Here is a 24,387-nt window from a genome sequence, read left to right as displayed (position 1 = left end):
GCACGGCGCTCGGTTTGCTTGTTTCCGGACAACACGAACCTGTCAGAGGTACCGCCCCGTGAATATCAACATGACGCTGATCGGGCAGACGATCGCCTTCGCGATCTTTGTCTGGTTCTGCATAAAGTACGTGTGGCCACCGATCAGCAATGCGCTTCATGAGCGCCAGAAGAAGATTGCTGACGGCCTGGATGCGGCCAGCCGTGCATCGCGCGACCTGGAACTCGCCCAGGAGCGCGCCGAGCAGACGCTGCGTGAAAGCAAGGAACAGGCTTCACAGATTCTCGAGCAGGCCAACAAGCGTTCCTCCCAGATGGTCGAGGAGGCCCGTGAGCAGGCCCGCGTCGAAGGCGAGCGTATCGTCGCCTCCGCTCGTGCCGAGATCGAGCAGGAAGTCAATCGCGCCAAGGACGAGCTGCGCTCCCAGGTGTCCAGCCTGGCGGTCACCGGTGCCGAGCGTGTCCTGGAAGCCTCCATCGACGAAAAGGCCCATCGCAAGCTGCTCGACAAGCTTGCTGCCGAACTGTGAGGAGGTGATCCATGGCGGAACTGTCTACCGTCGCCAGGCCCTATGCCAAGGCGGCGTTCGAGTACGCACGCGATCACCAGACGCTGGATACCTGGTCCGACTGGCTGAGCAAGCTGGCCATGGTGGTAACGAGCCGTGAGGCACTCAAGCTTCTCGCCAGCCCCAAGCTCGATGTAGAGCGCAAGGTGGCCCTGGTGGTCGAGCTGGCGGAGGTCGACCTCGATGAGGCGGCTAGCCGCTTCCTCAACACCCTGGGTGAGAAGGGGCGCCTGCCGGCCCTGGCCGCTATCCGCGAACAGTTCGAGACGCTGCTCGCCGATCACGAGAAGCGCGTCGACGTTACCGTGGTGTCGGCCTACAAGCTCACCAAGGCCCAGCAGGACAAGCTCTCCGGCGCGCTCAAGAAGCGCCTGAATCGCGAAATCTCCATTACCACTCAGGTGGATCCCGAGCTTCTCGGTGGTGTCATCCTGCGTGCCGGCGATACCGTCATCGACGGGTCGGTGCGTGGTCGATTGAGCCGCCTTTCCGAAGCCCTTACCGCCTGAGTCTGAGGGACATGGCATGCAGCAACTGAATCCTTCCGAGATCAGCGACATCATCAAGCAGCGTATCGAAAAGCTGGATGTCGCATCCGAAGCCCGTAATCAGGGCACCATCGTCAGCGTTTCCGACGGCATCGTGAAAGTACACGGCCTCGAAGACGCGATGTTCGGTGAAATGATCGAGTTCCCCGGCAGCATCTACGGCATGGTGCTCAACCTCGAGCGTGACTCCGTGGGCGCCGTGGTGCTTGGCGACTACCTGCAGCTCGAAGAGGGCATGACCGCCCAGTGTACCGGACGCATCCTCGAGGTGCCGGTGGGCCCCGAGCTGTGCGGGCGCGTGGTCGATGCGCTGGGCAACCCCATCGACGGCAAGGGCGAGCTCAACGCCAAGCTGACCGACGCGGTGAAAAAGGTCGCCCCCGGCGTCATCACCCGTCAGTCCGTCGACGAGCCGATCCAGACCGGCTTCAAGTCCATCGACGCCATGGTGCCGATCGGCCGCGGCCAGCGTGAGCTGATCATCGGTGACCGCCAGATCGGCAAGTCGGCGATCGCCATCGATGCCATCATCAACCAGAAAGGCACCGGCGTCACCTGTGTCTACGTGGCCATCGGTCAGAAGCAGTCGACCATCGCCAACGTGGTGCGCAAGCTCGAAGAGCATGGCGCCATGGAGCACACCATCGTGGTCGCCGCCGGCGCCGCCGATCCGGCCCCGATGCAGTTCCTCGCGGCCTACTCCGGTTGCACCATGGGCGAGTACTTCCGCGATCGCGGTGAAGACGCCCTGATCGTCTACGACGACCTCTCCAAGCAGGCCGTGGCCTATCGTCAGGTCTCCCTGCTGCTGCGTCGTCCGCCGGGCCGTGAAGCCTATCCCGGTGACGTCTTCTACCTCCACTCCCGCCTGCTGGAGCGCGCGGCACGCGTGAACGCCGACTACGTCGAGAAGTTCACCAACGGCGAGGTGAAGGGCAAGACCGGCTCGCTGACGGCGCTGCCGATCATCGAGACCCAGGGTGGTGACGTCTCGGCCTTCGTTCCGACCAACGTGATCTCGATCACCGACGGTCAGATCTTCCTCGAGACCGACCTGTTCAACTCGGGCATCCGTCCGGCCATCAACGCCGGTCTCTCGGTCTCCCGTGTCGGTGGTTCCGCCCAGACCAAGATCATCAAGAAGCTCGGCGGCAGCGTGCGTCTGGCCCTGGCCCAGTACCGTGAGCTGGCGGCCTTCGCCCAGTTCGCTTCCGATCTGGACGAGGCGACCCGCAAGCAGCTGGAGCACGGTCAGCGTGTCACCGAGCTGATGAAGCAGAGCCAGTATGCGCCGATGTCCGTGGCCGAGATGGCACTCTCCCTGTATGCCGCCAACGAGGGCCATCTGGAGGAGGTCGAGGTCAACAAGGTTCTGGACTTCGAGCGTGCCCTGCGCGACTTCATGAAGGCCGAATACGCCGAGCTGCTCGACAAGATCAACCAGACCGGCGACTACAACAGCGAGATCCAGGACGGACTGAAAGAGGGTCTCGAGAAGTTCAAGGCCACTCAGAGCTGGTAATCCCGTTGGCCCATCCCGCCCGCGGGATGGGCCCTGGAGCTTACTGAGTGCCACGAACGGAGTAGATCGCTATGGCAGCTGCAAAAGAGATACGCACCCAGATCGGGAGCATCAAGAACACGCAGAAGATCACCAGCGCCATGGAAATGGTCGCGGCGTCGAAGATGCGCAAGGCCCAGGACCTGATGAAGTCCAGCCAGCCCTATGCGCGTCAGATTCGCAACGTGGTCGCGCATGTCGCCGATGCCAACCCCGAGTACCGCCACCCCTGGATGGTCGAGCGTGAGGTCGAGCGCGTCGGCTACATCGTGGTGTCCACCGACCGCGGCCTGTGTGGCGGCTTGAACATCAACCTGTTCAAGGCCGTGACCAAGGACGCCAAGGCGTGGCATGACCAGGGGGCCGAGCTGGATTTCTGTGCCCTGGGCAGCAAGGCCGGCAGTTTCTTCAGAAGCTACGGGGGCAACCTCGTCGCGGCGAAGAGCGGCCTGGGCGAAGCGCCCGAGGTCGAGGATCTGATCGGCAGTGTGAAGGTGATGCTGGATGCCTATGACGAGGGTCGGCTGGACCGCCTGTGCGTGGTGTACAACGAGTTCGTCAACACCATGACCCAGAAGCCGGTGGTCCGTCAGCTGTTGCCCCTGTCACCCGATATGGGCTCGGATTCGAACGACGAAGAAGACAAGCGTCCCGGTAGCTGGGACTACCTGTATGAGCCGGATGCCAAGGCGCTGCTGGATAGCCTGCTGGTGCGATTCGTCGAATCGCAGGTCTACCAGGCGGTGGTCGAGAACGGAGCCTGTGAGCAGGCCGCCCGAATGATCGCCATGAAGAGTGCCACCGATAACGCCGGCAATCTCATCGACGACCTGGAGCTGGTGTACAACAAGGCCCGTCAGGCGGCCATTACCCAGGAAATCTCCGAGATCGTCGGTGGTGCCGCGGCCGTATAAGCGCCAGGGAGGCCATGGCCCTCCCGGCATGCAGGTTTCATTTTCAGGTATTTGAGAGGAACCAAGATGAGCGGACGTATCGTACAAATCATCGGCGCGGTGATTGACGTAGAGTTTCCGCGGGACAATGTTCCCAAGGTCTACGACGCGCTGAAGGTCTCGAATGTCGAGACCGTGCTCGAGACCCAGCAGCAGCTGGGTGATGGCGTGGTGCGTACCATCGCCATGGGCTCCACTGAGGGGCTCAAGCGGGGCATGGACGTCACCAACACCGGTGCGGCCATCTCCGTGCCGGTGGGCGAGGAGACGCTGGGTCGCATCATGAACGTGCTCGGCGAGCCCATCGACGAGGCGGGCGAGATCGGTGAGCAGGAGCGCATGCCGATTCACCGCAGTGCGCCGGGCTATGCCGACCAGGCGGCTTCCAGCGAGCTGCTCGAGACCGGCATCAAGGTCATCGACCTGGTCTGCCCGTTCGCCAAGGGCGGCAAGGTCGGCCTGTTCGGCGGCGCCGGTGTGGGCAAGACCGTCAACATGATGGAGCTGATCCGCAACATCGCCACCGAGCACAGCGGCTACTCGGTCTTTGCCGGTGTCGGTGAGCGTACCCGCGAGGGTAACGACTTCTATCACGAGATGACCGAATCCAACGTTATCGACAAGGTATCGCTGGTCTACGGTCAGATGAACGAGCCGCCCGGGAACCGCCTGCGCGTGGCCCTGACCGGCCTGACCATCGCCGAGAAGTTCCGCGATGAAGGCCGTGACGTGCTGCTGTTCGTCGACAACATCTACCGTTATACCCTGGCCGGTACCGAGGTCTCCGCCCTGCTGGGTCGGATGCCCTCCGCGGTGGGTTACCAGCCGACCCTGGCCGAGGAGATGGGTGTGCTCCAGGAGCGCATCACCTCCACCAAGACCGGCTCGATCACCTCCGTGCAGGCCGTCTACGTGCCCGCGGATGACCTGACCGACCCGTCGCCGGCGACCACCTTCTCGCACCTGGACGCCACCGTGGTACTGGCGCGTTCGATCGCCGAGCTGGGTATCTACCCGGCCATCGACCCGCTGGACTCCACCTCCCGTCAGCTCGACCCGCTGGTGGTGGGCGAGGAGCACTACGGCGTCGCTCGCGGCGTGCAGAACGTGCTGCAGCGCTACAAGGAGCTCAAGGACATCATCGCGATCCTGGGCATGGACGAGCTTTCCGACGAGGACAAGCTGGCCGTGTCTCGCGCGCGTAAGATCCAGCGCTTCCTGTCACAGCCGTTCTTCGTCGCCGAGGTGTTCACCGGTTCGCCCGGCAAGTACGTGTCCCTCAAGGACACCATCCGCGGCTTCCAGGGCATCCTCGACGGCGAGTACGACGAGCTGCCGGAGCAGGCCTTCTATATGGTCGGCACCATCGACGAGGCCGTCGAGAAAGCCAACCAGATGAAGTAATCCCGTCTACCTGGGAGACGTCGTCATGACGAAAAGCTTCAAGTGCGAGATCGTCAGCGCCGAGGAAGGAGTCTTCTCCGGCCAGATCGAGCGGATCATCGCCAACGGGCGCATGGGCGAGCTGGGCATCCTGCCCGGTCACACCCCGCTGCTGACCGAGCTCAAGCCGGGACCGGTGCGCGTGCTTCATGATGGCGGTCAGGAGGAGAACTACTACGTTTCGGGAGGCTTCATGGAAGTCCAGCCGGACGTGGTGACCATCCTGGCCGACTCGGCCACCCGTGCCCATGACCTCGATGAGGCGGCGGCGGAAGAGGCTCGACAGCAGGCGCTGAGGAACCTCAACGACAAGTCCGCCGAGCTGGACTACACCCGGGCATCGGCCGAACTGGCCGAAGCCGTGGCCCAGCTGCGTACGATCCAGCAGCTACGCAAGAAGGCCGGCAAGGGCTGATCTTTGCCCCAGCGTGAAGTCTCGCGCCCCCGGCTCGACGGTAATGTCGAGCCGGGGGCGTTCTTGTCTCTATCATCCCGGTAGCCTGACCCTGGGGCGCCGAGGAGCATGCCATGTCCCTCACCGATATTCTCAACACCCATCGGGCCACACTCTGCCAGGCGCTTGCCGAAGAGGAGAGCGAGCGCGCCACTGCGCTGCTGTCCGAGCTGCGCTCGGCGGATATCGCCGAGATCCTCGGGGCCGTCCTGTCGGAGGACGAGGAGCCGTCCCGCACCCTAGCCCTGATGGAGTACCTGCCCCTGGAGCGGCGTGCCAGCATGCTTGGGCATCTGCCCGGTGATACCCAGCGGGTGCTCGCCGAGGCGATGAGCGATGAGCGCCTGCTGTTGACCCTCGAGGAGATGGGCTCCGACGAGCGTGCCGATCTCTTCAACCTGCTCGACGAGGATCGCCGCCAGAGTCTGCTGCGGCGCATGGCCCGACGCGAGCGGCAGGAGCTCAAGCGCCTGGCCAGCTACGAGGAGGGGACCGCCGGGGCGATCATGACCACGGACTACGTGGCCATTCCCAGTGGCATGACGGTCCCCCAGGCGATGATGCGGGTTCGCCAGACGGCGCCCGATGCCGAGACGGTCTATCAGCTCTATATCATCGATGGCCATGGCCGGTTGGCCGGCACCCTGTCGTTGCGTCAGCTGATGGTGGCGCCACCCGGAGAGCAGATCGACGAACTGATGATCCGCGATGTCATCCACACCTCGGTCGACGAGGCTCAGGAGGAGGTGGCGCGCATCGTCGCCCGCTACGACCTGCTGGCGCTGCCGGTGGTGGATGGCGATGAGCGACTGGTGGGGATCGTTACCCACGACGATGCCATGGACGTGGTCGAGTCCGAGGCCACCGAGGATATCCACAAGGGGATGTCGATCGGCACCCTGGAGGGCGGGGTCAGCCGAGTGCCGCTGTGGAGCCTGTATCGCAAGCGTGTCACCTGGCTGGTGCTGCTGGTATTCGCCAACCTCTTCTCGGGAGCGGGGATCGCCTACTTCGAGGAGACCATCGCCGCCCAGGTGGCACTGGTGTTTTTCCTGCCACTGCTGATCGGCAGCGGCGGCAACGCCGGCGCCCAGGCCGCCACCCTGATGGTGCGCGGCATGGCGACCGGCGACGTGGGCATCAAGGACTGGGGCAAGCTGATGGGGCGTGAGATGCTGGTGGCGGGCTCGCTGGGCCTGACCATGGCCCTGGCGGTGGCGCCCATCGGGGTCATGCGCGGCGGTGAGGCGCTGGCCCTGGTGGTGGCCATGAGCATGGTCACCATCGTGCTGTTCGGCAGCCTGCTGGGCATGTGCCTGCCCTTCCTGCTCGACCACCTGGGCTGGGATCCGGCCACCGCCTCGGCGCCGTTGGTGACCACCCTGATCGATGCCTCCGGCGTGCTGATCTACTTCGGCATCGCCACGACGATCCTCGGTACATGAGCCCTGAACCGATGGCAAGCGGGGCGGACAGCTCGGTCGCGCGGGTGTATCCTCTGCACGGCGTGGCGCCTACGGGTGCGGGCTTCATCTGACAGGAAACTACCATGGATTGGCTTCAGGTCGTCATACTCGCGATCGTACAGGGACTCACCGAATTTCTGCCGGTCTCCAGCTCCGCTCACTTGATCCTGGTCCCCGTCCTCACCGACTGGAGCGATCAGGGGCTGGCCTTCGATGTGGCGCTGCATATCGGCAGCCTGGCGGCGGTGGTGTTCTACTTTCGTCATGAGCTCGTGAAGATGACGTTGAGCTGGTCGGGTTCGCTGGTGGGGCGCGGCGTGGATGCCGATGCCCGCCTGGCCTGGTGGGTGGTGCTGGCGACGATACCCGTGGGGCTGGGGGGGCTGATCTTCCATGATGATATCGCGGAGGGGATGCGCTCGCCGCTGATCATCGCCTTCGGCCTGATTGCCTTCGGCCTGCTGTTGGCCTATGCGGACCTGCGTCAGAGTGGCAGTCGCGACGAGTATCAGCTGACCCTGCGCGATGCCCTGCTGATCGGTCTGGCCCAGGCGCTGGCGTTGATTCCCGGAACCTCGCGCTCGGGCATCACCATCACCGCGGCGCTGTTGCTGGGCATGAATCGTGAGGCCGCGGCGCGTTTCTCGTTCCTGATGTCGATCCCGGTGATCGTGATGGCCGGCGGGATGGAAGTCGTGGCACTTGTCCGCGATGCCGCGGAGGTGGAGTGGGTTACCCTGGTGGTGGGGGGGCTGCTCTCGGCCATCAGCGCCTATCTCTGCATTCACTACTTCCTGGCCTTTATCAAGCGGTTCGGCATGCAGCCCTTCGTGATCTACCGGCTGCTGCTCGGGGCCTGGCTGCTATGGCTATTCTGGTAACACCCCCTGTGAGGAGTCCGGCGTGATTCGACACCTGCTGTTGCTGCCCACCTTGCTGCTGCTGCTTGCGCTGGCGGCCTGCTCCGAGCGCGACCGGCCGCTCGATTCGCCGGTACGCCTCGAGGGCGCCATCTTCGGCAGCTTCTACCAGGTGACCATCGTCGATCCCCTGACCCGCGGTGAGGCCAGCGCCCTGGAAGAGGGGATTCTCGCCGAGCTCGAGGCGGTGGATGCCAGCATGTCGCTCTACCGCGATGACTCCGAACTGATGGCCTTCAACCAGGCACCGACCGGGGAGTGGCAGCCACTCTCCGATGCGCTTTACGAGGTCCTGGCCATCGGTCGGACCGTGGCCGAGGAGAGCGGCGGAGCCTTCGACATGACCATCGGCGGGCTGGTCAACCTGTGGAGCTTCGGTGCCGAGGCCCGTCCCCGGGAGGTTCCCGCCGACGCCGAGCTGGCCAGGCGCCTGGCACAGGTCGGCACCGACGCGCTGGAGCTCGACGCCCAACAGCGTGAGGCGAGGCGTACGCGCGAGGTGACCGTCGACCTGGGTGGGGTCGCCAAGGGCCACGCCACCGATCGGGTAGCCGCCTTTCTCGACGCCGAGGGGGTCGAGCACTATCTGGTGAACCTCGGTGGTGACCTGCTTGCCAGCGGCTACCGGGACGGCGAGAAGGAGCCCTGGCGCATCGGTATCGAGGCGCCCCTGGAGGATCGCCAGGAGGCGCAGTATATGCTGTCGCTGCACGATGTCTCGGTGGCGACTTCCGGCGACTACCGCAACTATTTCGAGGAGGAGGGGCGGCGCTACTCCCACACCCTGGACCCACGCAACGGGCGGCCGATCACCCATCGCCTGGCGTCGGTCAGCGTCTTCCATACCTCCAATGCCTGGGCGGATGCCTGGGCCACGGCACTGACGGTGCTCGGCGAGGAGGCGGGCATGGCGCTGGCCCGTGAGCACCGGCTGAGTGCGCTGATGATATTACGCCAGGAGGAGGGCTGGACGAGCCGGGTCACTCCCGCCTTCGTCGAGCAGTTCGGCAAGGCGCGGGTCGAGGAGCTGGGGCTCGAGGTCGCGGACAGCGACGCCTCCCGGCAACATGAACAACAGGATCAGGAGTGAAGGATGACGCTTGATGTCGTAATACTGGCCGCCGGGCAGGGCACCCGGATGCGCTCGACCCTGCCCAAGGTGCTGCACCGTCTGGCCGGCAAGCCGATGGTACGCCACGTGATCGATACCGCCGGGGGACTCAGCGCCGAGCGCACCCACGTCGTGGTGGGCCATGGCGCCGAGAAGGTGCGTGAGGCCCTGGCCGACTGTCGGGTGCACTTCGCCCTGCAGGCCGAACAGAAGGGCACCGGCCATGCCGTGTCCCAGGCGCTCGACGGGCTCGGCAATGGCAAGGTCCTGGTGCTCTACGGTGATGTTCCCCTGATCCAGCGCACGACCCTCGAACGACTGCTGAAGGGTGTCGACGACGATCACCTGGGCCTGCTCACCGTGACCCTCGATGATCCCAGCGGCTATGGACGCATCCTGCGCAATGCCGAGGGGCAGGCGGTGGCCATCGTCGAACACAAGGACGCCAGCGAAAGCGAGCGTGCGGTGCGAGAGTGCAATACCGGCATCATGGCGATGACCGCCAGCCAGCTGCGCCGCTGGCTGCCGCGACTCTCCGCCGACAATGCCCAGGGCGAGTACTACCTCACCGACATCATCGCCATGGCCGCCGCCGAGGGCGTCAGGGTGGTCACCGCTCAACCGGGCGACCCGGTCGAGGTGGAGGGGGTCAACAATCGCCTGCAGATGGCGCGTCTCGAGCGGGCCCACCAGCAGGCCATCGCCGAAAAACTGATGACCGAGGGCGTGGCGCTCGCCGACCCGTCGCGTCTCGACGTGCGTGGCACCCTTCGCTGTGGCCACGACGTGGAGATCGACGTGGGCTGTGTCTTCGAGGGCGAGGTGGAGCTGGGCGAGGGTGTTCGCATTGGGCCCCACTGCGTGATTCGCGACAGCCATATCGGCGCCGAGAGCGTGATCGAGCCCCATAGCGTCATCGAAGGGGCGGTGATCGCCGGACACGCCACCATCGGCCCCTTCGCGCGCCTGCGGCCCGGCTCGCGCCTGGCGGTAGGGACCAAGGTCGGTAACTTCGTCGAGACCAAGAACGTCGAGGTGGGCGAGGGCAGCAAGATCAACCATCTGAGCTATGTGGGCGACGCCCGCCTGGGGCGCGGTGTCAACGTCGGTGCGGGCACCATCACCTGCAACTATGATGGTGCCAACAAGCACCATACCGAGATCGATGACGAGGCCTTCATCGGCTCCAACAGTGCCCTGGTAGCGCCGGTAAGCATCGGGCGGGGAGCCACCGTGGGGGCCGGCTCCACCGTGGCCAAGGATGTGCCCGACAACTCCCTGGCGGTGACCCGTGCCCGCCAGATGACCAAGGCGGACTGGCCCCGGCCCCGCAAGCAGGACGACTAAGGAGAGAGAGCGATGTGTGGAATCGTCGGAGCCGTTTCCGAGCGTAACGTGGAGGGGATTCTTCTGGAGGGCCTCAAGCGCCTGGAATATCGTGGCTATGACTCCGCGGGCATGGCGGTGCTTGACCCCGACGGCAGACTGCAGCGGTGCCGGGCGATGGGCAAGGTGGCGGCCCTGGAGGAGCGCCTGGTCGCCGAGCCGCTGGCCGGTCGCAGCGGGATCGCCCATACCCGCTGGGCGACCCATGGTCGACCCAGCGAGGTGAATGCCCACCCCCACCAGTCCGGCGAGCGCCTGGCGGTGGTGCATAATGGCATCATCGAGAACCATGAGGCCTTGCGTCGTGAGCTCGAGGCCGAGGGCTACCACTTCACCTCCGAGACCGACACCGAGGTGGTGGCGCATCTGCTGGAGCGCGAGAGCCGCCAGGCGGGTGATCTGCTCACCGCGGTACGCGGCATTCTCGCTCGACTGGATGGGGCCTATGCGCTGGGGGTGATCCACGCCGATGAGCCCGACGTCATCATCGGGGCCCGCAAGGGCAGCCCGCTGGTGGTCGGGGTGGGCATCGGCGAGGCCTTCCTCGGCTCCGATCCGCTGGCCCTGCTGCAGGTCACTGACCGTTTCATCTATCTGGAGGAGGGGGATGCGGTTCGCCTCTCCGCCGGTGGCCGCATCGAGATCTTCGATGCCGACGGTGCGGCGGTGAAGCGTGAGGTCACCACCTTCGAGCATGGCGATGGCGCGGCCAGCAAGGGCGAGTACCGTCACTTCATGCTCAAGGAGATCCACGAGCAGACGGCGGTGATCGGCGCGACCCTGGAGGGGCGTCTCGGGGAGCGCTCGGCGCTGGTGGAGAGCTTCGGCCCCGAGGCCGAGGCGCTCTTCGGGCAGGTCAGGCAGATTCATATCGTTGCCTGTGGCACCAGCTATCATGCGGGCATGGTGGCGCGCTACTGGCTGGAGCGCTATGCCGGCGCTCCGGTGCAGGTGGAGGTCGCCTCGGAGTATCGCTATCGCCGGGTCGTGGTTCCCGAAGGGACCCTGTTCGTGACCCTCTCCCAGTCCGGCGAGACCGCCGATACCCTGGCTGCGCTGCGCTTCGCCAGGGCGGGTGATTACCTGGCCAGCCTGGCGATCTGCAACGTGCCGGGCAGCTCCCTGGTGCGCGAGTCGGACCTCTCCCTGATGACCCATGCCGGGCCCGAGATCGGCGTGGCGTCCACCAAGGCCTTCACGACGCAGCTTACCGCCCTGCTGTTGCTGACTCTGGCGCTGGGGCGCGTCAAGGGGCTCGACGAGGCCGTGCAGGCCGAGGTGGTCACGGCGCTGCGCGGCCTGCCGCGGCTGGTGGAGCGTGTGCTGGCGCTGGATCCGGCCATCGAGGAGCTCTCCATGGCCTTCGCCGAGAAGCAGCACGCCCTCTTCCTGGGGCGTGGGGCTCACTTCCCCATCGCCCTGGAGGGCGCGCTCAAGCTCAAGGAGATCTCCTATATCCACGCCGAGGCCTACCCGGCGGGCGAGCTCAAGCATGGCCCGCTGGCACTGGTCGACAGCGAGATGCCGGTGATCTCCGTGGCGCCCAACGATGAGCTGCTCGACAAGCTCAAGTCCAATCTGCAGGAGGTGCGCGCGCGCGGCGGTGAGCTGTTCGTGTTCGCCGACGAGGGGGTAGGACTCGAGGCCTCCGAGGGCATTCGGGTGCTGCGCCTGCCCCGGGTGCATGAGGCGCTGGCGCCGATCGTCTATACCTTGCCGCTGCAGTTGCTCAGCTACCATGTGGCGGTCCTCAAGGGTACCGATGTGGATCAGCCACGCAACCTGGCCAAGAGCGTGACGGTGGAGTGACGGCCCCAGGTGACGAACCGCCGCTCCATCTGGGGCTGCCCATGTGGGCCAATCCCGACTGGCGCGGCGGACTCTATCCTCCTCATGGCGGCGGCCTCGAGGAGTATGCCCGGGTCTTCACCTGTGTGGAGGGCAACACCACCTTCTACAGCGGCGCGCCACGCGCCGAGACCGTGGCGGCCTGGGCGCGTCAGGCACCCCCGGGCTTCCGTTTCTGCTTCAAGCTGCCCGCCGCCCTGACCCATGAGCGACGCCTGGCCGGCATCGAGGCCGAACTCGATGCCTTCCTCACGGTCCTCGAACCGCTGCACGGCCGCCTGGGCCCGTTGATGGTCCAGCTTCCCCGGGATTTCGGTGGCGATGAACTGCCTCGTCTCGAGGCGCTGCTCGCACGCTGGCCGGGCGACATTCCCTGTGCGGTCGAGGTGCGCCACACCGATTTTTTCCACAAGGGGAGCGTCGAGCGCCATTTCAACAGGATGTTGATAACTCACGGTGTGGATCGGGTGATGCTCGATGTGCGCCCCCTATTCGCCACTCCCGCCGGTGAGCATCCCGGCCTGCAGCAGGCCCAGCGCGAGAAGCCGAAACGCCCATTACACGTGCTTTCCACGGGAGGTCGACCCCTGGTGCGCTATATCGGGCATCACGACTCGACCATCAATGAACATTACTTCGCGGCCTGGATCGATCGCCTTGCCCTGTGGATAAAACAGGGGAAAACCCCTTATCTGATGGTGCATACACCGGACAACCGGCAGGCACCCCAGCTGGCGCGGCGCCTCCATGATCGCCTGGCAGAGCGACTGGCCCTGCCCTCCTTGCCGGCCTTCCCCGGCGAGGCCCAGGCCAGCCTGTTCGGGAGTTGATGCCTGCTTCCCCCTGCTCCTAAAGAGCAAGTGCCAAACCACAGAAGACGCTGGCCATCGAGTGTTTGATCGGATAGTTTTATGGTCCGGAGTGCTCATACCCCCGGATTCTGACTGGATTTGGCGCTGAACCTGCGTCGATCTTGCGATGGTCCTGCGCTCCCGTGCTCTTCGGTCAACGGCCACCCGCCGACGATCGTGAAGCGCAACGGCAGTGATCCTGCCCGGATCCTGTCATGCTCTGGACGGTGTCATGTAATCCATGACGCTCTGGACGTGGCAATGACAAGCACAAGCCGCCAACGCGCCGGATCGGCCGCTGGCGACACGTACACACAGGGTGAAACATGTCCAAACTCTCCCATGCACAGTGGTCATCGAAGATGGCCTTTATCCTGGCAGCCACCGGTTCGGCGGTGGGGCTGGGCAATATCTGGCGCTTCTCCTATATGGTAGGGGATAGCGGGGGCGCGGCCTTCGTGCTCATCTACCTGGCCTGTGTGGCCCTGGTCGGCCTGCCGATCCTGGTCGCCGAATGGCTGATCGGCCGCCGTGGCCAGAAGAACCCGATCAACTCGATGCTCGACCTGGCTCGTCAGAGCGGTCGTCTGCCGGCCTGGGCACTGGTCGGGGTCAGTGGCGTTCTGGGTGCCTTCCTGATTCTTTCCTTCTACAGCGTGATCGGCGGCTGGTCGCTCTTCTATACCCTGGGTTCGGTCACCGGCAAGTTCACGGGCATGGACTCCGATGGTGTCGGCGCCATCTTCAGTGGCCTGCTGGGTAACGCCACCGCCTTGACCCTGTGGCATACCGCCTTCATGGCGCTGGTGATCTTTATCGTGGCTCGCGGCGTGACCAAGGGCCTGGAGGGTGCCGTCAAGACTCTGATGCCGGCACTGGTCATCCTGATGGTGGTGCTGGTGATCTATGGCATGACCACCGGTCACTTCGGTGAGGCCATGGCCTTCATGTTCAGCCCCGACTGGAGCGCCATCAACGGTGAGGTAGTGCTGGCCGCCATGGGACAGGCCTTCTTCACCCTGTCGCTGGGCATGGGCATCATGCTGGCCTATGGCTCCTATCTGGGTGAGGACGTCAGCCTGATCGGTACGGCACGCACGGTGATCATTCTGGATACCGCCATCGCGCTGCTGGCCGGCATGGCGATCTTCCCCATCGTCTTCGCCAATGGCCTGAGCCCGGGCGAGGGACCGGGGCTGATCTTCGTCACCCTGCCGCTGGCCTTCGGCAACATGGCTTGGGGTACCATCCTCGGCCTGGCGTTCTTCCTGCTGCTGACCTTCGCCGCCCTGACTTCGGCGATCTCGCTGCTGGAGCCGACGGTGGAGCTGCTCGAGGAGCGCACGCCGCTATCGCGTGTCGCGGCCACCCTGGTGGCCGGTGTGGCGGTCTGGGTGCTGGGTATTGCGGCGCTGATGTCGTTCAACGTCTGGGACGAGTTCCTGATCCTGGGGCTGAACGTCTTCGACTTCCTGGATACCCTCACCAGCAAGTTCATGTTGCCGCTGACCGGCCTGGGCGCGATCCTGTTCGTGGCCTGGCGTCTCGACCGCGACAGCGTGATCAACGAGCTGGGGCTCTCGGCCGGTCAGGCTCAGCTGTGGCAGGTGGTGTCTCGTGTGGTGGCACCGATCGGGGTGGTCGTGGTGTTCGTCTACGGCCTGGTCTAGGCTCGCCGACCATCACGGTACTGGCTTCAAGCCCTGACGAGCCCCGCCCTGGCGGGGCTCGTTGCATATCGTGGGGTGACGTCAGTGCATGGCGTCCTCGGTGAGCTCGGCTTCTGGCAACTCGGCGATCTCCCGAGCCAGCTGCTTGAACTCGCTGTGGAGCTCGATGCCACGCCGGGCCCGCAGGTGACGCTGGGCGGCGGTGCGGGTGCGCTCTTCGTGCTCATGGACTTCCATGCTCATGAAGATGTCGAGAAGTTCACTCTTCAGGGAGGTTAACCGTTCGGTCTTGTGCATGATCGACTCTCTCCTTGGACGCTACGCGACACTGCACTTGTTACTATACATCACTTGACAGAATGATGACGGCGTGAGTCTTTTCCTCATGACGCTGCCTCAACGCTCCCCGGGCGGAGGCGCACTGCCCATATGGCCCCGCCTTCGGGCATACTGTAATTGGATACCATGAGTCAGATACCATGATCGTTCGTCATCGCATTGCGGTGGCCAGCCAAGGAGTTCCGTGTGAGTCGTGCCCTGTTCGATGAGATGAGACACCGCATGGAGCACTTCCGCCGCTCCGAGCAGAAGGTGGCGCGCTTCGTGCTGCGCAACCCCGAGGAAGTGATCCATATGCGAATCGTCGACCTGGCGACCGAAGCCAAGGTCAGCGAACCGACGGTGGTGCGCTTCTGTCGGGCGCTGGGCTGCAACGGCTTCCAGGACTTCAAGCTCAAGTTGGCGCAGATGCTGGCGGCCGGCAGCCAGTTCGCCCAGTTCTCGATGAACGACAGTGACTCGGTGGCGGAGTTTTCCCACAGCATCTTCGACTCCACCGTGGGCACCCTGCTGTCGGTGCGCGACCGCCTCGACAACGAGGCGCTGAGCAAGGCGATCAATGCCCTGGCCATGGCCAATCGGGTCGAGTTCTACGGCTTCGGGGCCTCCGGCGCGGTGGCCTTCGATGCTCAGCACAAGTTCTTCCGTCTGCAGATCTCCACCGCCGCCTATGCCGACCCGCATATGCAGAACATGTCGGCGGTGACCCTCAAGGAGGGGGATGTGGTGGTCGCCATCTCCCAGACCGGCCGCACCCGGGCGCTGGTGGCCAGCGTGCGCCTGGCACGGGAGGCCGGTGCCACGGTGATCGGGCTGTGCCCCGACGGTTCGCCGCTGGCCGAGGAGGTGACCCTGCCGCTGTATATCGACGTTCATGAGGACACCGAGATCTACACGCCCATGAGCTCGCGCATCGCCCATCTGGTGCTGGTCGATGTGCTGGCCGTGGGCGTGGCCAAGACCCGCGGTCCCAAGCTCGCCGAACAGCTTCGTGAAGTGAAGAAGAGCCTGACACCGCTGCGTTTTCCGGAGCAGGACGGCAAGCCGTAGCCACTTGAGGATACGGCTTGCCCGGGGACAGCTCGCCTCCCGCAGGGGACAGATCCCGGCCAAGCCGCCCAGTCCGCGTTGGTGCACCCTGCTTACGGTGCCCTCAGGGGGTAAGCTTCCAGCCAGGGGCATATGGTAAGCTGGTCGGCCATTCTCGACCCGGCACAGCCTTACCATGGACGACGTCACGGCGATCCTCGACCACCTGAATGCCGCCCAGCGCGAGGCGGTCAGCGCCCCCCAGGGCAATATGCTGGTGCTGGCCGGGGCCGGCTCCGGCAAGACCCGGGTGCTGGTGCAGCGCATCGCCTGGCTGATGCAGGCCGAGGGGCTCTCCCCCTATGCGGTGCTGGCTGTGACCTTTACCAACAAGGCGGCCCGCGAGATGCGCACGCGTCTGGAGGCGTTGGTAGGCACGTCACTGCGCCATGTCTGGGTCGGCACCTTCCACTCCATCGCCCATCGCCTGCTGCGCACCCACTGGCAGGACGCTCGCCTGCCCCAGCATTTCCAGATCATCGACAGCGATGACCAGCTGCGCCTGATCAAGCGACTGATCAGGGAGAGCGACATCGATGACGAACGCTTCCCGCCCCGTCAGGTGCAGTCGTTCATCTCCGGCTGCAAGGAGGAGGGGCTACGCCCCCATCAGGTCGATGTGCATGGCGATGCCTACCTGGGCCTGATGGTCGAGCTCTATGATCGCTATCAGCTGACCTGTGAGCGTGGCGGCCTGGTCGACTTCGGCGAGCTGCTGCTGCGTAGCCTTGAGCTGCTGCGTGACAACCCGGCGCTACTGGCCCACTACCAGCAGCGTTTCGCCCATGTGCTGGTGGACGAGTTCCAGGACACCAATACCCTGCAGTACGCCTGGCTCAAGCTGCTGACCGGCATGACCACGCCGATGACCGTGGTGGGAGACGATGATCAGTCGATCTATGGCTGGCGTGGCGCTCGTGTGGAGAACATTCGCCGCTTCGAGCGCGAGTTCCCGCAGACGAAGACGGTGCGCCTGGAGCAGAACTATCGCTCCACCAGTGCCATCCTCGAGGCCGCCAACGCCCTGATCGGCCACAATGCCGAGCGCATGGGCAAGACGCTATGGACCGCCGGCGAGCGCGGCGAACCGATCTCGGTCTACAGCGGCTTCAATGACCTCGACGAGGCGCGCTTTATCGTCGACACGCTGCGCGAACGGGTCGAGGAGGGCGTCAATCGCCGCGAGATCGCCATTCTCTACCGCTCCAATGCCCAGTCGCGGGTGATCGAGGAGACCCTGATCCGCCAGGGCGTGCCCTATCGTATCTATGGCGGTCATCGCTTCTACGAGCGTCTGGAGATCAAGAACGCCCTGGCCTACCTGCGACTGCTGCTCAATCGCGATGATGATGCCTCCCTGGAGCGGGTGATCAATGTGCCGGCCCGGGGCATCGGCACGCGTACCGTGGAACTGCTGCGCCGGCGTGCCCGCGAGGGGAGCGTTTCGCTATGGCAGGCGCTCCATGATGGTCTGGCCGACGGCGCCCTCAAGGGGCGTGCCGGCACCGCTCTGCAGGCCTTCGCCGATCTGATCGATACTCTGGACAACGATGGCGCCGGCCTCGCGCTCCACGAGATCATCGACCATGTGATCGCGCGTACCGGGCTGCTCGAGCACCATCGCAATGAGAGGGGAGAGAAGGGGCAGGCGCGGGTCGAGAACCTCGAGGAGCTGGTCACCGCGGCCAGGGCCTTCACCCAGGGCGACGCCTTCGATGCACCGGAGGCCGGCGAGGGGGCCACGGCGCTGGAGGCCTTCCTCTCCGAGGCGGCGCTCAACGCCGGCGAGCATGAGGCCGACGAGTTCGAGGATAGCGTTCAGCTGATGACCCTGCACTCGGCCAAGGGTCTCGAGTTCCCGGTGGTGTTTATCGCCGGGGTGGAGGAGGGGCTCTTTCCCCACCGCATGTCGGCGGAGGACCCGAGCCGCCTGGAAGAGGAGCGTCGCCTCTGTTACGTGGGCCTGACCCGCGCCATGCGCAAGCTCTATCTGACCCATGCCGAGATTCGCCGGCTGCACGGCAAGGAGACCTTCCAGCGCGCCTCGCGCTTCCTGCGCGAGATTCCCGAGGAGTATCTCGAGGAGGTGCGCCTGCGCGGCCAGGTATCGCGACCCGTCACCACCTCGCGCCCCACCGGGCTGCGCCAGAGCGAGGTCAACGGTGGTGATGACCTGCCATCGCTCTCCCTCGGGCAGCGGGTCAGTCATCCGGTATTCGGTGAGGGGGTGATCCTCAATGCCGAGGGCGAGGGTCCCCGGGCGCGGGTGCAGGTCAGCTTCGCGGGGGAGGGGGACAAGTGGCTGGTGCTGGGCTTCGCCAAGCTGACGCCACTGTGACATTCAGGGTGCCTGAGTTTCCGTTGACGTTCACGGCAGCGGGTGGCTTGTGGGTCTGTTCACGTCTGGAGCATACTGCCAGGCGGACACAGCCGCGCGACAGGCGCGGTGCTCGCATAATAATCCGTACGGAGTGATGCCTGAATGCAACGTCGCAAGTTCTTGACCACCCTGGGTGCCGGCGCCGCCGGTGTGGTCGCCGCCCCCTTCGTCTCCACCGCCAAGGCCCAGGAGACCATCACCTGGAACATGGTCACCTCCTGGCCCAAGAACTTCCCGGCCCTGGGTACCGGTGCCAGCGAGTTCGCCAAGCGCATCGAGACACTCTCCGGCGGTCGCATGCGTATCCGCGTGCATGGTGCCGGTGAACTGGTACCGGCACTCGAAGTGTTCGATGCCGTGGCCGCCGGTACCGCCGAGATGGGTCACTCCGCCTCCTACTACTGGCGTGGCAAGGTAGCGGCGTCACAGTTCTTTACCGCCGTGCCCTTCGGCATGACGACCCAGGAAACCAACGCCTGGCTCTATTACGGCGGCGGTCAGGAACTGTGGGACGAGCTCTATGCCAAGCACAATCTCAAGCCCTTCCCGGTGGGCAATACCACTACCCAGCCCGGCGGCTGGTTCAAGAAGGAGATCAACTCCCTGGAGGACCTGCAGGGGCTCAAGCTGCGTCTGCCCGGCCTGGCCGGTGAGGCGATGAACCGTATCGGTGTCACCACCGTCACCATGCCGGGCTCGGAGATCTTCACCTCCATGCAGACCGGGGTGCTGGATGCCGCCGACTGGGTCAGTCCCTACAACGACCTGGCCTTCGGTCTTCACCAGGTGGCCGACTACTACTACACCTCGGCCTGGAACGAGCCCAGTGCGATCCTCGAGGGAACCGTCAACCTGGAGGCCTGGAATGCCCTGCCCGATGATCTCAAGGCGGTGGTGACCGAGGCGGCTCGGGCGGCCAATCTGGCGATGATCAGCGAGTTCACCTTCCGCAACGCCCAGGCCCTGGATACCCTGGTCAACGAGCATGGAGTCAAGCTGCGCATCTTCCCCGAGGATGTGATGAAGGCGCTCTATGAAGCCTCCCAGGAGGTGATCGCCGAGCAGGTCGAGAGCGACCCGGACTCGAAGAAGGTCCATGACTCCTACGTCGCCTTCCAGAAGCTGGTGCGGGCGTCCAACGATGCCGGCGAGTTTGCCTACCTCAAGGCGCGTGAGGCGGTGCAGTCCTGAGGGCATGACCCCTCGGCAGAGGGCCGATCGGCCACGGCCCCCGGCGTATGCCACTGAACCGGCATGAAATGGCGGCTATCGGCCGGGGGGTGTTTGAAAACCAGAGCGGGGGCGCCGAGTGGCGCCCCCGCTCTGCATTGGTGGAAGCAGTCAGGTCTCGCGACGCACCGCACGGATGCGCCCATTGTCATCCATGGCCACCATCACGAAGCGAGCCTCGGTCACCTTGTGGAGCTCGTCGGGATTGCGTTCATGGGGTTGGCGGATCCACACCTCGACGTCGATGCGGATGGAGCTATGGCCGATCTCGACCAGGCGGGTGAAGATATTGACCGTGGAGCCGACCCGCACCGGACACAGGAAGTCCATCGACTCGATCGCCACGGTGGCGGTGCGACCGTTGGCCTCCCGGTCGGCCGCCAGCTCGGCGGCCTGATCCATATGGGCAACCAGCCAGCCCCCGGCGATATCGCCGTGGAGGTTGGTGTCCTGGCGACTGGCCAGCAGCTTGAGAGTCAGCTCTCCCCGTGGGCGCGGGCTGTCATCGAGTTCTGTCATGAAGGTGTCATCATCCTGGCTTGTTATTGGGGGCGAGACCGGACCCATGGTAAACCCGGGCTCGCTCACCCTCCAGCCCCGTGTGACGTGTGGCAGGGTAGAGGATAGCGAGAAGCCGTTGCCCAAACTATCAGTCGGCAGGCCGCGGGCGCGGCTCCGCAGTCGGCCGTGGGGTAGCATGGGTAGAGGACGCCGGGGTGAGGGGAGGCCACATGGCCAGAGTCGATGAACGCAGATGGTTACGCTGGATGGCACCGCTGCTTGGCGTGCTGCTGCTTCTGCTGGCGGTACGGGTACCGGCGGATGATGTCATCGGACCGCTGAGTGCGGTGGGATCGGACACCCTGGCGGGTCCCATGCTGCGCTGGGGGGAGCGGCTGGCCGAGCGCCATCCGGGGGTGCGCCTGCAGCTTCAGGCCAGTGGCTCGGCCAGCGCCCCGGCCGCGCTGACCGCTGGCACCGCGCGCCTGGGCGCGATGTCGCGGCCCATGAATGATCACGAGCGCGAGGCCTTTATCGCCCGCCATGGCTATCCTCCCGTGGAACTGAAGGTGGCTCGCGATGCCCTGGTGGTCATCGTGCATCGCCATAATCCGCTGGAGAGCCTCGGTCGTCGGGAGCTGGATGCCATCTTTTCGGAGTCGCGTCGCTGCGGTGCCGACCAGGGGGTCGAACGCTGGTCCCAGCTGGGGGGCATGCTGCCGGAGGACCGTATCGTGCTGCATGGACGCAACGTCGCCTCGGGGACCCATGATCTGTTTCGCAGGCGAGCCCTGTGTGGTGGCGGTTTCCGGGTGCGTCTCAACGAGCACCCCGGCTCGGCGGCGGTGGCGGCGGCGGTGGCCGCCGAGCCATCGTCCATCGGCTTCGTGGGTCTCAATCACCTGACCGCCGGCGTCAGGGCGCTTCAGCTCCATGACGCCCAGGGCCGGGCCGTCTCACCCACGCCTCGGGCCGTGCGCCGCGGCGACTACCCCCTGTGGCGTTACCTCTATCTCTATGTGAACCTGCCCCCCGGCAGTGCGCTGACGGGGCCGGAGCATGCCTTCCTCGAGCTGGTGCTCTCCCCGCAGGGCCAGGCGGTGGTCGAGGAGCTGGGCTTCGTCACCCTGACCGAGGAGCGGCTGATGCAGCAGCGCGACTGGCTGGCCTCGCTGCCGATGGCCGAGTAGCGCTGTCACGCGACTGTCATCGTTCTGTCGTAAAGTGGTGTTCCTGTTTCTATCCTCCGCGCCTGATGAGTGGCCATGATCGACTCTCGCCCGCCTCCCTCGCTGCACCTGCGTCGTCGTCGCCTTCGCGACCGCCTGGCGACCCTGCTGATCACCGCGGGGGGCATCGGGGTGCTGGTATCGGTACTGGCCATCGGGGTGTTTCTGGCGCTGGAGGTGATACCGCTCTTTCTGGGGGCGGATGCTATTGATACCGATGCACTGTGGCGCCCTCAGCCGGTGGAGGGGGCCGTCGAGCCCCGGCATCGCTGGCGGCCCGAGCCCCTGGGGGAGGCCAGTCCGGCGCATTACGGCATGCTGCCGCTTGCCTGGGGCACGCTCAAGGCCGCGCTGTGGGCGCTGCTGTTCGCGGTTCCCCTGGCGCTGGGCGCCGCGGTGCATTCGGCGCTCTACATGCCGCGTCGCCTGCGGGCCCGGTTGAAGCCTACCCTGGAGCTGATGGAGGCCATGCCCGGGGTGGTGGTCGGTTTCGTTGCCGGCCTGCTGCTGGCGCCCTGGGTAGAGCGGCATTTAATCGCCACCTTGCTGCTGGTGATCACCTTGCCTTTTGGGGTGCTGCTGGCAGGAGGAGCGAGGGGGCTGTTGCCGGCGCCACTGGGGAGGCAGCTGCCCCTTGGCTGGGCGGGAGTGTGGCTGATGCCCTGGCTGCTGATGGTGGGGGCCATCACCCTGTGTCTGGCGCCCTGGCTCGAGGCGGCGCTGGTGGGGGGAGATCTGCGTGGCTGGCTCGCCGCCACCCTGGGCCTCGACTATGCGGCGCGCAATGCCATGATCGTCGGTGTGGCCATGGGCTTTGCCGTGATCCCCGGCATCTATGCGCTGGCCGAGGATGCCCTGAACGGGGTGCCCGATAGCCTCGCCGAGGGTGCCCAGGCACTGGGTGCCACCCGCTGGCAGACGCTCTGGCGGGTGGTGCTGCCCGCGGCCTCACCGGGCATCCTGAGCGCGGTGATGATCGGCGCCGGCCGGGCGGTGGGTGAAACCATGATCGTGTTGATGGCCAGCGGCAATACCGCCCTGATGACCCTGAGTCCCCTGGAGGGGCTGCGCTCGCTGTCGGCGACCATTGCCATCGAGCTGCCTGAGGCCGCCGTCGGCGGTACCCACTATCGGTTGCTGTTCCTGGCGGCGCTGGTGTTGTTTCTCTTCACCTTTCTGGTCAATACCCTGGCCGAAGTGATGCGTACTCGCCTGCGGCGCCGCTATCGACGCCGGGAGGGAGGAGCATGAGAGGGTCGTGGCGACGCTACGGTGAAGGCCCCTGGCCCTGGCTGGCCGCCGGCAGTGTGGCGCTGTCGCTGCTGCTGTTGCTGGCTCTGCTGTTGCTGCTGGCCACGCGTGGGCTGGGCCATTTCTGGCCCGCCGAGGTGGCCGTGGTGACGCCTCACGCCGGCTCGCCCTTCGCCGGCATCGCGGTGCGTGAGGAGACGATCCCCGGCGACACCCGGCGTGAGCGCCTCTACTTCACCGCCAACCGGGATCTGGAGGGTGACCGCTGGCGCTGGGTCGAGCTGGGGGAGATCGCCAGGATCGACTACCCAGCCGAGCTGGTGATGATGGAGCGCAGCCGCTGGGGCGATCTTGTCGGTCGGTTGGTAGCGCTCGAAGGGGAGGAAGAGAGCCATGTCGGCGAGGCTGCCTGGCCCGCCCTGGAGGCGCGACTGAAGGCGCTGGAGAGGCTGCGCGACGAACGCAACCGCCTGCGCGACGAGGTGGTGATGCCTCTGGTTCGTCGCCTCGAGACCGTCGACAGCGACGAGGCTCGCGCGGCGCTGGTCGCGGCCAATGGGCGTATCCGTGAGCTTCAGGCGGCCATGGGCGGCGCTACCCTGATAGTGGAGAGCGCCGACGGGCGGCGTGTCGAGCAGCCCCTGGAGGAGGTACTACGTGCCTGGCGGCCCAACGCCATGACGCTGCCCGACAGAGTGGTTGCCTGGGCAGAAGGCGTGTGGCGCTTCCTCTCCGAGGGGCCACGCGCCGCCAACAGCGCCGGAGGGGTGTGGCCGGCGATCTTCGGTACCATGTTGATGGTGCTGCTGATGTCGCTGGTGGTGACCCCCTTCGGTGTGCTGGCCGCCATCTATCTCAATGAGGTGGCCCATCAGGGAGCGCTGACTCGCATCGTGCGCATCGGTGTGCGTAACCTGGCCGGGGTTCCCTCCATCGTCTTCGGGGTGTTCGGGCTGGGAGTGTTCGTCCATGGCATCGGCGGGAGCCTGGACGAGTGGTTCTTCAGCGAACGACTGCCATCCCCTACCTTCGGCACCGGCGGCCTGCTGTGGGCCTCCCTGACCCTGGCCCTGCTGACCCTGCCGGTGGTGATCGTGGCCACCGAGGAGGGGCTGGCTCGGGTGCCCGACCATCAGCGGGAGGGAGCCCTGGCGCTGGGCGCCACCCGCATGGAGATGCTGACCCGGGTGGTGCTGCCGATGACGCTGCCCGCCATGCTGACCGGCATGATCCTGGCCGTGGCCAGGGCCGCCGGCGAGGTGGCGCCCCTGATGCTGGTGGGGGTCGCCAAGCTGGCCTCCCGGGTGCCGGTGGACGGCGACTTCCCCTACCTGCATCTTGAACGCAAGTTCATGCATCTTGGCTACCATATCTACGACACCGCCCTCCATGGCGATGATGTCCAGGCCGCCATGCCGCTGGCCTTCGCCACGGCACTGTTGCTGGTGCTGGTGATCCTGATGCTTAACCTGACTGCAATATTTCTGCGCCATCATCTGAGGCTGCGTCATGAGGTGCCGTCGCGCGTCTAGCGGTGGCCTCGAGGAGAATCTGTCTGGTGTCCGTTTTCACGTCGTCATCCGCCGCGA

The 24,387-nt window shown here is 65.5% G+C and carries 21 protein-coding genes; 19 read left to right on the top strand and 2 right to left on the bottom strand.

Annotated elements, in window-relative coordinates:
- Positions 1-58 precede the first annotated feature (58 nt).
- The 13 genes from RM463_RS12265 (at position 59) to RM463_RS12205 (ending at position 14,779) form a co-directional block, all read left to right on the top strand.
- Positions 59-529 (top strand): F0F1 ATP synthase subunit B, encoded by a 471-nt coding sequence (locus RM463_RS12265; RefSeq protein WP_311430178.1) that lies wholly within the window; start codon positions 59-61, stop codon positions 527-529.
- A gap of 11 nt (positions 530-540) precedes the next feature.
- Positions 541-1,077 carry a F0F1 ATP synthase subunit delta gene (locus RM463_RS12260; protein WP_299234150.1) on the top strand — a complete coding sequence of 179 codons (537 nt, stop codon included), beginning with the start codon at positions 541-543 and terminating at the stop codon, positions 1,075-1,077.
- A 16-nt stretch (positions 1,078-1,093) separates the two neighbouring features.
- Positions 1,094-2,638 carry a F0F1 ATP synthase subunit alpha gene (atpA, locus tag RM463_RS12255; RefSeq protein WP_311430177.1) on the top strand — a complete coding sequence of 515 codons (1,545 nt, stop codon included), beginning with the start codon at positions 1,094-1,096 and terminating at the stop codon, positions 2,636-2,638.
- 71 nt (positions 2,639-2,709) lie between these two features.
- On the top strand, positions 2,710-3,591 hold the full coding sequence (atpG, locus tag RM463_RS12250; RefSeq protein WP_132043358.1) for a F0F1 ATP synthase subunit gamma: 882 nt from the start codon (positions 2,710-2,712) through the stop codon (positions 3,589-3,591).
- 66 nt (positions 3,592-3,657) lie between these two features.
- Complete coding sequence (gene atpD / locus RM463_RS12245; RefSeq protein ID WP_195688659.1) at positions 3,658-5,034, top strand: F0F1 ATP synthase subunit beta; 1,377 nt, start codon at positions 3,658-3,660, stop codon at positions 5,032-5,034.
- Positions 5,035-5,059: 25 nt separating this feature from the next.
- Complete coding sequence (locus RM463_RS12240; protein WP_195688658.1) at positions 5,060-5,488, top strand: F0F1 ATP synthase subunit epsilon; 429 nt, start codon at positions 5,060-5,062, stop codon at positions 5,486-5,488.
- A gap of 113 nt (positions 5,489-5,601) precedes the next feature.
- Positions 5,602-6,972 carry a magnesium transporter gene (mgtE, locus tag RM463_RS12235; RefSeq protein ID WP_195688657.1) on the top strand — a complete coding sequence of 457 codons (1,371 nt, stop codon included), beginning with the start codon at positions 5,602-5,604 and terminating at the stop codon, positions 6,970-6,972.
- 104 nt (positions 6,973-7,076) lie between these two features.
- The gene (locus tag RM463_RS12230) at positions 7,077-7,874 is read left to right on the top strand and encodes an undecaprenyl-diphosphate phosphatase (protein WP_311430176.1); all 798 of its coding nucleotides are present in this window, start codon (positions 7,077-7,079) and stop codon (positions 7,872-7,874) included.
- Between the two features lie 22 nt (positions 7,875-7,896).
- Positions 7,897-9,003 carry an FAD:protein FMN transferase gene (locus tag RM463_RS12225; protein ID WP_311430175.1) on the top strand — a complete coding sequence of 369 codons (1,107 nt, stop codon included), beginning with the start codon at positions 7,897-7,899 and terminating at the stop codon, positions 9,001-9,003.
- 3 nt (positions 9,004-9,006) lie between these two features.
- Complete coding sequence (gene glmU / locus RM463_RS12220) at positions 9,007-10,371, top strand: bifunctional UDP-N-acetylglucosamine diphosphorylase/glucosamine-1-phosphate N-acetyltransferase GlmU (protein WP_311430174.1); 1,365 nt, start codon at positions 9,007-9,009, stop codon at positions 10,369-10,371.
- A gap of 12 nt (positions 10,372-10,383) precedes the next feature.
- Positions 10,384-12,219 carry a glutamine--fructose-6-phosphate transaminase (isomerizing) gene (glmS, locus tag RM463_RS12215; RefSeq protein WP_311430173.1) on the top strand — a complete coding sequence of 612 codons (1,836 nt, stop codon included), beginning with the start codon at positions 10,384-10,386 and terminating at the stop codon, positions 12,217-12,219.
- A gap of 41 nt (positions 12,220-12,260) precedes the next feature.
- Positions 12,261-13,088, top strand: coding sequence for a DUF72 domain-containing protein (locus tag RM463_RS12210; RefSeq protein WP_195688653.1), 828 nt, complete (start codon positions 12,261-12,263; stop codon positions 13,086-13,088).
- A gap of 347 nt (positions 13,089-13,435) precedes the next feature.
- Positions 13,436-14,779 carry a sodium-dependent transporter gene (locus tag RM463_RS12205; protein WP_195688652.1) on the top strand — a complete coding sequence of 448 codons (1,344 nt, stop codon included), beginning with the start codon at positions 13,436-13,438 and terminating at the stop codon, positions 14,777-14,779.
- Between the two features lie 81 nt (positions 14,780-14,860).
- Here RM463_RS12205 and RM463_RS12200 read toward each other — a convergent pair whose 3' ends face one another.
- Entirely contained in the window at positions 14,861-15,076 is a 216-nt protein-coding gene (locus RM463_RS12200; RefSeq protein WP_132044663.1) for a PA3496 family putative envelope integrity protein, read from the bottom strand.
- 228 nt (positions 15,077-15,304) lie between these two features.
- Here RM463_RS12200 and hexR point away from each other — a divergent pair, with 228 nt between their 5' ends.
- The 3 genes from hexR to RM463_RS12185 all read left to right on the top strand — a co-directional run bounded on the left by hexR (position 15,305) and on the right by RM463_RS12185 (position 19,778).
- Complete coding sequence (gene hexR / locus RM463_RS12195) at positions 15,305-16,168, top strand: transcriptional regulator HexR (protein WP_195688651.1); 864 nt, start codon at positions 15,305-15,307, stop codon at positions 16,166-16,168.
- 175 nt (positions 16,169-16,343) lie between these two features.
- Positions 16,344-18,545, top strand: coding sequence for a DNA helicase II (uvrD, locus tag RM463_RS12190; protein ID WP_311430172.1), 2,202 nt, complete (start codon positions 16,344-16,346; stop codon positions 18,543-18,545).
- Positions 18,546-18,689: 144 nt separating this feature from the next.
- On the top strand, positions 18,690-19,778 hold the full coding sequence (locus RM463_RS12185) for a TRAP transporter substrate-binding protein (RefSeq protein ID WP_195688649.1): 1,089 nt from the start codon (positions 18,690-18,692) through the stop codon (positions 19,776-19,778).
- A gap of 150 nt (positions 19,779-19,928) precedes the next feature.
- On the opposite strand, the gene RM463_RS12180 is transcribed toward RM463_RS12185, so the two are convergent.
- Entirely contained in the window at positions 19,929-20,336 is a 408-nt protein-coding gene (locus RM463_RS12180) for an acyl-CoA thioesterase (RefSeq protein ID WP_311430171.1), read from the bottom strand.
- A 212-nt stretch (positions 20,337-20,548) separates the two neighbouring features.
- On the opposite strand from RM463_RS12180, the gene RM463_RS12175 reads away from it, so the two are divergent.
- From RM463_RS12175 to pstA, 3 genes are all read left to right on the top strand, one after another.
- Positions 20,549-21,508 carry a substrate-binding domain-containing protein gene (locus tag RM463_RS12175; protein ID WP_311430170.1) on the top strand — a complete coding sequence of 320 codons (960 nt, stop codon included), beginning with the start codon at positions 20,549-20,551 and terminating at the stop codon, positions 21,506-21,508.
- A gap of 75 nt (positions 21,509-21,583) precedes the next feature.
- Positions 21,584-22,798, top strand: coding sequence for an ABC transporter permease subunit (locus tag RM463_RS12170; protein ID WP_311430169.1), 1,215 nt, complete (start codon positions 21,584-21,586; stop codon positions 22,796-22,798).
- Positions 22,795-24,330 (top strand): phosphate ABC transporter permease PstA, encoded by a 1,536-nt coding sequence (pstA, locus tag RM463_RS12165; protein WP_195688646.1) that lies wholly within the window; start codon positions 22,795-22,797, stop codon positions 24,328-24,330. The genes RM463_RS12170 and pstA overlap by 4 nt, the downstream gene beginning before the upstream one ends.
- Positions 24,331-24,387: the final 57 nt, after the last annotated feature.

It is taken from the genome of Halomonas sp. LES1, from assembly GCF_031846005.1.
Taxonomy (GTDB): domain Bacteria; phylum Pseudomonadota; class Gammaproteobacteria; order Pseudomonadales; family Halomonadaceae; genus Halomonas.
Note: the sequence above shows the minus strand (reverse complement) of the source record. Positions and strands in the feature narration are given on the sequence as shown.